Genomic DNA, 12,044 nt, shown 5'->3' on the forward strand with positions numbered 1-12,044 from the left:
AATGGCTTCATCGAGAGCTTCAACGGCCGACTGCGCGATGAACTGCTCAACGAGACGCTGTTCACCTCGCTGGCTCAGGCGCGCGTAGCCATCGCCCTGTGGCACGCCGACTACAACACCGCGCGGCCGCACTCCCCCCTGGCAGACCCCGGCCAAGTTCGCCAGCACCTTCAATCCGCGACGGTCGCTCGCGCTGCGCTATGCCAAAGGCTCCGCGCCAGCGCCCGTCGCTTCACCCGCCCAGCAGGGCACAACCCACGCCGGAAACGAACTCAAAACTGCTGGGGCAACGTCAGTCCCATAGAGCCTTGATGGTTATCTCGGCCTTTGCTCGCAGCAGCGCCTTAGGTTGGGCGAAGGCGTTCTCAATCGGATTGAAGTCGGGACTGTAGGGCGGCAGGTAGAGCAGGCTCGCCTGCGGCCTCAATCGCGCCGCGCAGGGTTCTCCAGGCGGATGTCGCCAATGTCAAATTTGCTGGCATCCATGTCGCCCTCGCCAACCGCACAAGCGAAGGCCAGAAAGCCAACATGTGTTCTGCGGCTTAATTAAGAGCCAGCCGATGTCGGCCGAACATCACCTTGTCTCGAAGTCGACGATCGGACAGCAGGTTGCGAAAGTTGGCGCGATGCGAAACAAACTGCTGAAGCGCTCAACTTTTATTGATCACGCGTGTTGGACGCGACGCACTCCCGTTCCAATCGGGCTGAGCGCAAATTCTCCCGGTTCACAAAACTGAGTCGCTGGAGTAGTGGGGGCGCAGAGAAATCTCCGGTCGCAGCCTTACCCGGTCAAAACAAGGATACCAATGATGAAGACTCTCGCCGTCTGCTCTGGCGGATTGGACTCCGTTTCCCTTGCTCACATGGTGGCAGCGGAGCACGAACTCACCGGCCTTCTATCTTTCGACTATGGCCAACGGCACAGGAAGGAATTGGGCTTCGCCGCTCTTTGCGCGCAGCGACTGAAGGTCCCGCACCAGATCATCGACATCGGCGAAATTGGCCGTGGCCTTTCCGGCTCAGCGCTGACTAGCAGTATCGACGTGCCGGACGGCCACTACGCCGAAGACACGATGAAGATTACGGTGGTGCCGAACCGCAATGCCATCATGTTGGCAATCGCCTTCGGTCTCGCCGCCGCCCACAGCGCCGAAGCGGTGGCGGCGGCCGTGCATGGTGGGGACCATTTCATCTATCCCGATTGCCGTCCGGCCTTCATTGAAGCTTTCCAGACAATGCAAGACCGCGCGCTCGACGGCTATGCGCAGATACGCCTCTATGCACCGTATGTGAATCTCAGAAAAGCTGACATTGTTGCGGATGGCGCAAGATACGGCACCCCGTTTGCTGAGACCTGGTCCTGTTACAAGGGCGGCGTGCGTCACTGCGGACGATGCGGGACCTGCGTCGAGCGGCGCGAAGCGTTCCATCTCGCCGGGCACGCTGATCCCACCGACTACGAGGACGCCGATTTCTGGCTTGAGGCGCTGCGCAGGAGGCGCGCGTAATGTTCCACATCAGCAAGGAATTCCACTTCTCGGCCTCGCATCAGCTCACCTCCTTGCCTCCCAACCATCAATGCGCGCGCCTGCACGGGCATAACTATGTCGTCGTAGTGCAGCTGTCGGCCAAGGAACTGGACGCCCACGGCTTCGTGCGCGACTATCACGATCTGGCGCCGCTCAAACGCTACATTGACGAGAGCTTCGACCATCGGCACCTCAACGACGTGCTGGGACATGAGAAGGTCACGGCGGAATGCCTGGCCAGACATTTCTATGAATGGTGCAAGGCACGTCTGCCGCAGACCGCGGCCGTGCGCGTTAGCGAAACACCGAAAACTTGGGCGGAATACCGTCCGTGACCGACATGCATCCCGCAATCCGTGTGAGCGAGATATTCGGGCCGACTATCCAGGGCGAGGGCGTGCTCATCGGCTTGCCGACGGTGTTCATCAGAACCGGCGGATGTGATTATCGCTGTTCATGGTGCGACAGCCTTCACGCGGTGGACAATCAGTATCGCCATGAATGGCTACCGATGCCGATCGATGCCGTGTGGCAAACCGTCCATGCGCTTTCCGGCGGCAGGCCGGTTATGGTCTCCTTGTCAGGCGGCAACCCGGCCATTCAGCCGTTCGGTCCCCTCATAGAACGCGGCCATCGCGAGGGCTATCGTTTTGCACTGGAAACGCAGGGTTCCGTGGTGAGGGAGTGGTTTGCGGATCTTGACGTGCTGACCCTTAGCCCAAAGCCGCCGTCCAGCGAGATGACGACCCGTTGGGCTGCGTTTGATGCATGCCTCGAAGCGGCGCAAGAGAAGCCGCAAATCGTGCTCAAGCTCGTCGTTTTCGACGAGAGTGACTATGCCTACGCCAAAGAAGTCGCGGCGAGATATCCGCACCTTCCGATCTATCTGCAACCCGGCAATCACACGCCGCCGCGCCCTGGCAGTGAAGACGCCTCTGTCGACTTGGACGGAATAATGATGCGAATGGAATGGCTTGTCGAAAGGGTGACTAGCGACAGGTGGTTCGAAGCCCGCGTGTTGCCGCAGCTGCACGTTCTGCTTTGGGGTAACAAGAGGGCGGTCTAGTCTGCGGCTTGCGTCGCACCGGAAGGCCGGGCTCCAACGGCTTGGCAGGCTCTCTTCGCGTGCCGAGTACAGCCGAGCTTTGTTCGCGTCAGCGGTCTCGCGATTGTGCGGCTGGAAACCGCCCGGACACCCCGCTGCCGGCGTGTGTCACCTTGACTCCGATGAGCTGTCGTCACGCAAAGTTGAAATCCGCAAGAACTGGCCTTCTCGCCCCACCTGCTCCGTCGCAAGCACGTCATCCCCTCATCCTTGTCCAGCTCTTATCGATGTATCTCATTGTCCGGCCTGACGCACGACTGTCAGCATGGGAATGCATCCATTGCGCAAATGCCTTCCATAAAGAAGATCGATTTCCTCACTGGCCCAACGTGAAATATAGCAACGTTTTCGTGGCGTGGGTCGGCTGCGTCGGGAGTAGCGATGAAAACGTATTAGGGTCGCCTGCGTCTCCTTGGGCAGCGAGTGTAAAGTATAGCGATGCGGCCTCCGGCGCGAACGGCAGCCGCGCAGTGATCACCTTCGCCTGTGCCTTTGCGGCGGGGGTCAAGCGCTGGTCTGCTCAAATTTTTTATCGTTTAGCTGGTTGAAACTGCTCCCGTTGCGGGCTGCAGAAGCCGGCCAGCCGAGAAACGGCAGCCGCACTTATGAAAGCACGCCAAGGCATGCGGGCATCTATCAGTTGCAAAGGACAATACTGGCCGCGCCGATTGGCCATCACGCGTCCATTAGGGCAGCCACCAACATCAGTTCGCAAGAGGAGCAAAAGTAATATGTATCGTCGTCACCTGATCAAAGGGTTGGTTGCGCTCGGCGCATGCCGGATTTGCGTTCAAGCCGCCCAAGCGACCAGTGCCCATTGGGGGTACACCGGTCCGGTCGGACCGGAGCACTGGGCTGATCTGGATAAGGAAAATTTCGTATGCTCTGCCGGCACGCAGCAATCGCCGATCAATATCAACAGCGCGGTCAAGGCGGATATCCCGCATATCGCCATCGGCTGGCACAAGGGCGGCGGCAATATGGTGAACAACGGCCACACCATTCAAATCAATATGCCACAAGGCAGCACGCTGACCCGCGGCGATCGTGTCTACGAACTGGTACAGTTCCATTTCCATGCGCCAAGCGAACATCACGTGGCGGGCAAGAGCTTCCCGATGGAGGTGCATTTCGTTCACAAGGACACGCAAAGTGGTACTCTGGGCGTGCTGGGCGTCTTTTTAACGCCCGGCGCGACAAATGCCAGCTTTGCTGCCCTTGCTGCGGCCTTTCCCGAACTGCCGAATGGGGAGGTGACGATCGACGAGGTGAATCCCAACTGGCTTCTGCCAGCCTCGCTTGGCTATTGGACTTATGAGGGCTCACTGACGACGCCGCCGTGCACCGAAAACGTCGAGTGGATGGTGGCGATGGAACCGGTTGACGTTGATCCGGCAGACATCCAGCGATTTGCCTCCCTCTACCCGTCGAACGCGCGCCCTATTCATTCACCCAATCGACGCTTCATCCTGCGCCAGAGTTGAGCGCCGCCCCAGCGGTTCCGCACGGTCCAACATTCTTGGCACAAGTTGGCGCGAAGCCTCCTCTTCCGGTCTGGCGGTCTGACGGCGCTCCCCAAGCTGGCTAGTCTAAATGATAGGGATTCGGTGCCGACACCACTCGTCCCAAAGACGTCGCGGCGAGGTTTGTCTGCAACCCGGCAATCACACGCCGCCCCGCCGTGGTAATGAAGACGTCTCTGTCGAGTCCGACGGAATATGATGCGCATGGAATCGCTGGTAGAAAAGGTGACCAGCGACAGGTGGTTCGAAGCCCGCGTCTTGCCGCAGCTGCACGTTCTACTCTGGGGTAACAAGAGGGTGGTGTATACCTTCTCCTAGCTTCGCCGCCAACTACTCGGTTTTCCGAATTGCTCTCTATATTCTTGAAGACGATGCGTTCGTTAAAGACATGTGCTGCGCACCTGGTGTAAAAGCTGCTCTCATCATGCAGAGGTCAAGCCAGTCGGGCTCATCCGAGGCTATGGCCGTGAGCACTGTTCAGTTCGGCAGAGAGGGCGCTTTTGTACACACTTTGCGATCGTGGCGGCCCCGTGGGCAGATCTGCAAGCTGCCGCGACACTAACCTCTCGAAGCCTGCCCGCCCGCCTGTTGATGCGTGTCTCCCAGTAAGATCCTGTCCAAGAACGTGATAATCTTCTTGCCAGTGTTGTAGCTGATGTTGCCCTTGATGCCGCAGCCTACCGCGGCGGGACCAAACTCAATGGCAAGCAGGCCGGCTAGGATCGTGCAGCCAGTCGCGAGCCTCGCCCACAACGGGGTCTCACGCGCATGAGGGCGCCGACCATGGGTTCGGCGGTTCGTACGCGTATAACACGTATCTTTCTGAAAAAATCAATGCTCTCGGCTAAGCTACTGAATTATCTGGCTTCCATATAGCGCGTCGGCGGAACCAACTTGTAGACGGGCTATGAAAGGTTAAGCGCGGATGTCTATCGGCCGCCGGCGTTCCCGCTCTGTGAGCCTGCCTGAACTACCCGCGCCGCGGTCAAGCCCCAGGCTCCTGCTCATCCAGCGACCGCCCGATCAATGGCAGGCTGGAAAGACAAGAGCCGATGTCTTCCGATGGTCTCGCCATCAGCTTTGGGCTAACTTCCCCATTCTCCCGCTTCGAGCTCGACTCACGGCGGTTTGGATGGCGCACGACAATCTGTGTCGGCTTTGTCGTGTCCGTGACAGACGCCTGAAAGGCCCGTTCGCGCGTTTTGCCGCCATCTAAGCGGCTGGAATTTAATGACAAAGTTTCTTCTGGGATCGGCCGATCACGCTGGTACGCTTTTTGCGATGCTTGGTGTGAGGCGGCACGAGCTGCCTATCGGCACTTGTGTCGCGGGCAGTCGCGATGATTAGAACGAAGGAAGGAAAGCTATTATGTCAGGTCTGCGTCAGATCGCCTTTTACGGAAAAGGCGGCATCGGCAAGTCCACCACGTCCCAAAATACGCTCGCTGCCCTTGTCGACCTCGGGCAGAGAATCCTCATCGTAGGATGCGACCCCAAAGCCGATTCCACACGCTTGATCCTGAATTCGAAAGCTCAGGATACCGTCCTGGATCTCGCCGCACAGGAAGGTTCGGTGGAAGACCTCGAACTCCAGGACGTGCTCAAGGTGGGCTACAGAGGCATCAAGTGCGTGGAGTCCGGCGGCCCCGAGCCGGGTGTCGGTTGCGCCGGCCGCGGCGTCATCACCTCGATCAATTTCCTCGAGGAGAATGGCGCTTATGACGATGTCGATTATGTCTCCTATGACGTCCTCGGCGACGTGGTATGCGGCGGCTTCGCCATGCCGATCCGCGAAGGCAAGGCCCAGGAGATCTATATCGTCATGTCCGGCGAGATGATGGCGCTCTATGCCGCCAACAACATCGCCAAGGGCATCCTCAAATATGCCCATTCGGGCGGTGTGCGGCTGGGCGGGCTGATCTGCAATGAACGTCAAACCGACCGCGAACTCGATCTGGCCGAAGCACTGGCTGGCCGATTGAATTCCAAGCTCATCCACTTCGTGCCCCGCGACAACATCGTCCAACATGCCGAACTCAGGAAGATGTCGGTGATCCAGTACGCGCCGGACTCAAAGCAGGCAGGGGAATACCGCGCTCTGGCCGAGAAGATCCACGCCAATTCGGGCCAGGGTACGATCCCGACGCCGATCACCATGGAGGAGCTGGAGGAGATGCTGCTCGACTTCGGCATCATGAAGACCGACGAGCAGATGCTTGCCGAGCTTCACTCCAAGGAAGCGGCGAAGGCGGCAGCCCAGTAGTGACATTAGCGCTGCCATCAATCGGCGCGCCTTGCAGAGAACGGCGCCTATTCTTTGAGGCGTCACCCAACCTTGAAAGGGGGACTCATGAGCCGGGAATACGAGAATGACGGTGCTCTTCATGCGAAGCTTATCGAAGAGGTGCTGTCGCATTATCCCGACAAGGCGGCGAAGCGCCGCAAGAAGCACCTCAACGTCGCAAAGAGCGGCAACGAGGCTGGCGGGGAAAGCGAGGTCCTTTCCGAATGCGACGTCAAATCGAACATCAAGTCCATTCCCGGGGTGATGACGATTCGCGGCTGTGCATATGCTGGTTCGAAAGGCGTGGTGTGGGGGCCAGTCAAGGATATGGTCCATATCTCGCACGGCCCGGTCGGCTGCGGCCAATATTCTTGGTCGCAGCGCCGCAACTACTACGTCGGTACAACGGGCGTCGACACGTTCGGGACAATGCAGTTCACCTCCGATTTCCAGGAGAAGGACATCGTCTTCGGCGGCGACAAGAAGCTGGAACAGATCATTGACGAGATTGAAGTCTTGTTTCCGCTCAACAACGGCATCACCGTGCAGTCCGAATGCCCTATCGGCCTGATTGGCGATGACACCGAGGCCGTTTCTCGCAAAAAGACCAAGGAGTATGACAAGACGATCGTGCCGGTACGCTGCGAGGGCTTCCGCGGCGTCTCGCAGTCGCTTGGCCACCACATCGCCAATGATGCAATCCGGGATTGGGTCTTCGACAAAAAGGATGTCAAGTTCGAGGCCGGCCCCTACGACGTCAACGTCATCGGCGACTACAATATCGGCGGCGATGCCTGGGCCTCGCGCATACTGCTTGAGGAGATAGGGCTGCGCGTGGTTGGCAACTGGTCGGGTGACGCCACACTCGCAGAGATCGAGCGCGCCCCGAAGGCTAAGCTCAATCTTATCCACTGCTACCGGTCGATGAATTACATCTGTCGGCATATGGAGGAAAAGTATGGCGTCGCCTGGATGGAGTACAATTTCTTCGGTCCCTCCCAGATCGAAGCCTCTCTGCGCAACATAGCCAAGCATTTTGGGCCGGAAATCGAGGAGAAGACCGAAAAGGTCATTGCCAAGTACAGGCCGCTTGTTGATGCGGTCATCGCCAAGTACCTGTCGCGCCTGGAAGGAAATACCGTGATGCTCTATGTGGGCGGCCTGCGCCCCCGCCACGTCGTCACGGCCTACGAGGACCTCGGCATGGTCATCGTGGGCACCGGCTATGAATTCGCCCACAGCGACGACTATCAGCGCACCGGCCACTACGTGAAGAACGGCACGCTGATCTACGATGACGTGACCGGCTATGAGTTGGAGAAATTCATCGAAGGGATTCGCCCAAATCTGGTCGGCTCGGGAATCAAAGAAAAATACCCGGTGCAGAAGATGGGCATACCGTTCCGCCAGATGCATTCCTGGGATTATTCAGGCCCGTATCACGGCTACGATGGCTTTGCCATTTTCGCACGTGATGTGGATCTCGCCATTAACAACCCGGTCTGGGACCTATTCCACGCGCCTTGGAAAAGAAGCCGGGGCGATGAGCGGGCGATGGCTGCCGAATAAACATTTGCTTCAGCCCCAGTCTCCCACTGAGACGGTGAACTCCCGCGGCCTCTGATCCGCCGGAGCCTGGAACGTCTTGACGTCCTGAGCTGCCGTCCCGCGCAGCCAGATGCAAAAGAGGTAATCATCATGCCGCAGTCGGCTGAAAAAATTCTCGATCACGCTCCCCTGTTCCGCGAGCCGGAATACAGAAAGATGCTCGCTGAGAAGAAGCTAAACTTCGAATGTCCGCACCCCGATGAAATCGTTTCCGATCAGCGCGATTTCACCCAGACGTGGGAATACCGCGAAAAGAACCTCGCCCGCAAAGCGCTTGTCGTGAACCCGGCCAAGGCCTGCCAGCCGCTGGGTGCGGTATTCGCTGCCGCCGGCTTCGAGCGAACCATGTCCTTCGTCCACGGCAGCCAAGGTTGCGTCGCCTATTACCGCTCGCACCTGTCGCGCCATTTCAAGGAGCCTGCCGCGGCGGTCTCCTCCTCAATGACCGAGGATGCGGCGGTGTTTGGCGGCCTGAAGAACATGGTCGACGGGCTCGCCAACACCTACCAGCTCTACGACCCCAAGATGATTGCCGTGTCGACGACCTGTATGGCAGAGGTCATTGGCGACGACCTGCACAGCTTCATCCAGAACGCCAAGGACGAAGATTCAGTCCCGCGCGACTTCGACGTGCCCTTTGCCCACACCCCGGCCTTCGTTGGCAGTCATGTCGACGGCTATGACAACATGGTCAAAGGCATTTTGGAGCACTTCTGGAAAGGTCAGGAGCGTACGCAAATCGAAGGAACCATCAACATCATTCCGGGCTTCGACGGCTTCTGCGTCGGCAACAACCGGGAGCTCAAGCGCCTGCTCGATGTAATGGGCGTGTCCTATACATTGATCCAGGATGCCTCTGACCAGTTCGATACGCCTTCGGACGGTGAATACCGCATGTATGACGGGGGCACGAAGATCAACGAGGTGAAGAAGGCCCTCAACGCCGAGGCAACGCTTTCGCTGCAGCATCACAACACCCGAAAGACACTGGGCTATTGCGAGGAGGTCGGGCAGGCGACGGCCTCGTTCCACTATCCGCTCGGCGTTCAGGCGACGGACGAATTCCTGATGGAGGTCGCGGCGATTTCCGGCAAGGAGATTCCCGAGGCAATTCGCCTCGAGCGCGGCCGACTGGTAGACGCCATGGCGGACAGCCAATCCTGGTTGCATGGTAAGAAATACGCCATCTACGGTGATCCCGACTTCGTTCACGCAATGGCCCGCTTTGTCATGGAGACCGGCGGCGAGCCAACCCATTGCCTCGCCACCAATGGCACCTCGGCATGGGAAGCCGATTTGAAGAAGCTGCTAGCATCCTCGCCTTTCGGCAAGGCTGCCCAGGTTTGGGCGGGCAAGGACCTGTGGGCGCTGCGCTCACTGCTCTTTACCGAGCCGGTGGACCTTTTGATCGGCAATTCCTACGGCAAGTACCTGGAGCGCGACACCGGAACACCGCTGATCCGGCTGATGTTTCCGATTTTCGATCGGCACCATCATCACCGCTTTGCGCTCTTTGGCTACCAGGGCGCGTTGCGCGTGCTGACGACGATCCTCGACAAGATCTTCGACAAACTCGATCGCGAGACGAGCGAGACGGGTGTGACGGATTATTCCTATGACCTCACGCGCTAAGAGCCGTGGCCGGCTTTTCGCCGAGGCCATTCCTTGCCCAATGGACTGGGGAGGCTGAGCAATGTCCTCCCTCAGCGCCAAAATCAAGGACGCCTTCGATGAGCCCGCCTGCGATAAGAACCGTGGCAAAGATGCCAAGGCGCGCAAGGAGGGCTGCTCGAAGTCGCTGACACCAGGGGCGGCAGCCGGCGGCTGCGCCTTTGACGGAGCCAAGATCGTCCTGCAGCCGATCACCGACGTTGCGCATCTGGTCCATGCGCCGCTCGCCTGCGAGGGCAATTCTTGGGACAACCGTGGTGCGGTTTCGTCAGGGCCGACCTTGTGGCGGACAAGCTTCACGACCGACCTCACCGAACTCGACCTTGTGATGGGGCAGGGCGAGCGGAAACTCTTCAAGGCGATCCGCGAGATCAAGCACACATACGCGCCGCCGGCGATCTTCGTCTACTCGACTTGCGTAACGGCGCTGATCGGTGACGACATCGAGGCCGTGTGCAAACGCGCCACGGAAAAGTTCGGTTTGGCCGTGGTGCCGATCAATGCGCCTGGCCTGGCAGGCTCCAAGAACCTCGGCAATAAGCTCGCCGCCGAGGCGTTGCTCGATCATGTCATCGGCACGGTCGAACCCGACGACCCCGGACCCTACGACATCAACATCCTTGGCGAATTCAACCTCTCGGGCGAATTCTGGCTTGTAAAGCCGCTCCTCGATCGGCTCGGGATCCGGGTGCGCGCCTGCATTCCCGGCGATGCGCGTTACCGCGACATTGCTTCCGCGCACCGCGCCCGGGCGGCAATGATGGTGTGCTCGACCGCGCTGATCAGTCTTGCCCGCAAGATGGAGGAGCGCTGGGACATCCCGTTCTTCGAGGGCTCCTTCTATGGCATCTCCGACACATCGCAAGCTCTTCGAAACCTTGTCAGGCTGCTGGTGAGGAAGGGCGCCGATCCGGAGATCCTCGAGCGCACAGAGACGCTGATCGCGCAGCAGGAGGCGATCGCGTGGAAGAAACTCGAATCCTACCGGCAAAGGCTCCAAGGCAAGCGCGTGCTGCTCAACACAGGCGGTGTGAAGTCCTGGTCGGTTGTCCATGCGCTGATGGAGATCGGAATCGAGATCGTCGGCACCTCGATCAAGAAATCTACGGTGCAGGACAAGGAGCGCATCAAACAAGTTCTCAAGCACGACAAGCACATGTTCGAATCCATGGCTGCGAGCGAGCTGTACGCCATGCTCTCTGAACACAGGGCCGATATCATGCTGTCGGGCGGTCGCACGCAATTCATTGCGCTCAAGGCCAAGACGCCCTGGCTCGATATCAACCAGGAGCGCCAGCATCCTTATGCCGGCTATGACGGCATGGTGGAACTCGTACGCCAGATTGACCTCGCCATTCACAATCCGATCTGGTCTCAGGTGCGCCAGCCGGCCCCGTGGGATTGCCAGCCTGAGCTGATAGGCGAATTGCCGTGCACGAGGAACGAGACCGCGTACCTGTTTGATGAATTCGCCTGCGCGACGGCACACGAGTGTTGAGGCGACCGATGGCCCGCATCCTTCCCCAGAGCAAATCGGCGGCAGTCAACCCGCTGAAGTCGTCGCAGCCGCTGGGTGCCGCCTTTGCCTTTCTTGGCGTCGACGGTGCGATGCCGCTGTTCCACGGCAGCCAAGGCTGCACAAGCTTTGCGCTCGTTCTCTTCGTGCGGCACTTCAAAGAAGCGATTCCCTTGCAGACTACGGCGATGGATGAGGTGGCGACCATCCTCGGCGCAGCCGACCATCTGGAAGAGGCGATCCTCAACCTCAAGAACCGCACGAAGCCAACGCTGATCGGAGTGTGCACGACCGCGCTGGTGGAGACGCGTGGCGAAGATTGCGCGGGTGATATTGCCAACATCATGCGGAAGCACACGCAACAGCTTGCGGGTACGGAGGTCGTGCTGGCCAACACGCCGGATTTTGACGGCGCGATCGAAGAGGGCTGGGCCAAGGCAGTCACCGCAATGATCGAAGGGATTACGCGCTCGGGCGAACGGGCGCGGCACCCGAAGAAGATCGCAATCCTGCCCGGATGCAACCTCTCTGTCGCCGACATCGAGCATATGCGGGACATGGTTGAAAGCTTTGGGCTCAAGCCGGTTATTCTGCCCGACATTTCAGGCTCGCTCGACGGTACGGTTCCTGACCGCTGGGTAGCGACCACATACGGCGGCACCAGCGTCGAAGACATTCGCGAGTTGGGTACGGCCATGCGATGCATCGCCATCGGTGAGCACATGCGCCGCCCGGCGAAAGCGCTGCTCGGGTTGACCGGCGTGCCTTACGTGTTGTTCCAGTCACTGACTGGGCTGCAGGACACGGAC

At 59.3% G+C, this 12,044-nt stretch carries 9 protein-coding genes and 3 pseudogenes; 11 read left to right on the forward strand and 1 reads right to left on the reverse strand.

All coding sequences use genetic code 11. The features are described from left to right. Positions 1–304: pseudogene (locus EOD15_RS36795) on the forward strand (transposase); the annotation flags it as partial. Here the strand turns inward: EOD15_RS36795 and EOD15_RS17470 are convergent. Continuing rightward, positions 299–440 (reverse strand): annotated as a pseudogene (locus tag EOD15_RS17470) (transposase); the annotation flags it as partial. The pseudogenes EOD15_RS36795 and EOD15_RS17470 sit on opposite strands and share 6 nt — an antisense overlap. 369 nt (positions 441–809) lie before the next feature. On the opposite strand from EOD15_RS17470, the gene queC reads away from it, so the two are divergent. From queC to nifN, 10 genes and pseudogenes are all read left to right on the forward strand, one after another. Continuing rightward, a complete protein-coding gene (gene queC / locus EOD15_RS17475) occupies positions 810–1,508 on the forward strand; it encodes a 7-cyano-7-deazaguanine synthase QueC (protein WP_024505257.1) in 699 nt (232 codons plus the stop codon). Beyond that, complete coding sequence (queD, locus tag EOD15_RS17480; protein ID WP_024505258.1) at positions 1,508–1,864, forward strand: 6-carboxytetrahydropterin synthase QueD; 357 nt, start codon at positions 1,508–1,510, stop codon at positions 1,862–1,864. The genes queC and queD overlap by 1 nt, the downstream gene beginning before the upstream one ends. A gap of 5 nt (positions 1,865–1,869) precedes the next feature. Then, complete coding sequence (queE, locus tag EOD15_RS17485; protein WP_164752747.1) at positions 1,870–2,595, forward strand: 7-carboxy-7-deazaguanine synthase QueE; 726 nt, start codon at positions 1,870–1,872, stop codon at positions 2,593–2,595. Between the two features lie 770 nt (positions 2,596–3,365). Beyond that, the gene (locus EOD15_RS17490) at positions 3,366–4,118 is read left to right on the forward strand and encodes a carbonic anhydrase (RefSeq protein ID WP_063169372.1); all 753 of its coding nucleotides are present in this window, start codon (positions 3,366–3,368) and stop codon (positions 4,116–4,118) included. A 160-nt stretch (positions 4,119–4,278) separates the two neighbouring features. After that, positions 4,279–4,475 (forward strand): annotated as a pseudogene (locus EOD15_RS36800) (7-carboxy-7-deazaguanine synthase QueE); the annotation flags it as partial. A 1,050-nt stretch (positions 4,476–5,525) separates the two neighbouring features. Continuing rightward, entirely contained in the window at positions 5,526–6,419 is an 894-nt protein-coding gene (gene nifH / locus EOD15_RS17500) for a nitrogenase iron protein (protein WP_024505261.1), read from the forward strand. A gap of 87 nt (positions 6,420–6,506) precedes the next feature. After that, on the forward strand, positions 6,507–8,009 hold the full coding sequence (gene nifD / locus EOD15_RS17505; RefSeq protein ID WP_024505262.1) for a nitrogenase molybdenum-iron protein alpha chain: 1,503 nt from the start codon (positions 6,507–6,509) through the stop codon (positions 8,007–8,009). Positions 8,010–8,138: 129 nt separating this feature from the next. Further along, positions 8,139–9,680 (forward strand): nitrogenase molybdenum-iron protein subunit beta, encoded by a 1,542-nt coding sequence (nifK, locus tag EOD15_RS17510; protein WP_024505263.1) that lies wholly within the window; start codon positions 8,139–8,141, stop codon positions 9,678–9,680. 61 nt (positions 9,681–9,741) lie between these two features. Beyond that, positions 9,742–11,217, forward strand: coding sequence for a nitrogenase iron-molybdenum cofactor biosynthesis protein NifE (gene nifE / locus EOD15_RS17515; RefSeq protein WP_095489376.1), 1,476 nt, complete (start codon positions 9,742–9,744; stop codon positions 11,215–11,217). Positions 11,218–11,225: 8 nt separating this feature from the next. Beyond that, the coding region (gene nifN / locus EOD15_RS17520; protein ID WP_127408675.1) for a nitrogenase iron-molybdenum cofactor biosynthesis protein NifN at positions 11,226–12,044 on the forward strand (819 nt) is incomplete at its 3' end.

It is taken from the genome of Mesorhizobium sp. M7A.T.Ca.US.000.02.2.1, from assembly GCF_003996995.1.
Lineage (GTDB): Bacteria > Pseudomonadota > Alphaproteobacteria > Rhizobiales > Rhizobiaceae > Mesorhizobium.

Excerpts from the sequence above, each read along its gene's own strand:
- queC (WP_024505257.1), top strand. The coding sequence starts at position 810 with ATGAAGACTCTCGCCGTCTGCTCTGGCGGATTGGACTCCGTTTCCCTT.
- queD (WP_024505258.1), top strand. The coding sequence starts at position 1,508 with ATGTTCCACATCAGCAAGGAATTCCACTTCTCGGCCTCGCATCAGCTC.
- queE (WP_164752747.1), top strand. The coding sequence starts at position 1,870 with ATGCATCCCGCAATCCGTGTGAGCGAGATATTCGGGCCGACTATCCAG.
- EOD15_RS17490 (WP_063169372.1), top strand. The coding sequence starts at position 3,366 with ATGTATCGTCGTCACCTGATCAAAGGGTTGGTTGCGCTCGGCGCATGC.
- nifH (WP_024505261.1), top strand. The coding sequence starts at position 5,526 with ATGTCAGGTCTGCGTCAGATCGCCTTTTACGGAAAAGGCGGCATCGGC.
- nifD (WP_024505262.1), top strand. The coding sequence starts at position 6,507 with ATGAGCCGGGAATACGAGAATGACGGTGCTCTTCATGCGAAGCTTATC.
- nifK (WP_024505263.1), top strand. The coding sequence starts at position 8,139 with ATGCCGCAGTCGGCTGAAAAAATTCTCGATCACGCTCCCCTGTTCCGC.
- nifE (WP_095489376.1), top strand. The coding sequence starts at position 9,742 with ATGTCCTCCCTCAGCGCCAAAATCAAGGACGCCTTCGATGAGCCCGCC.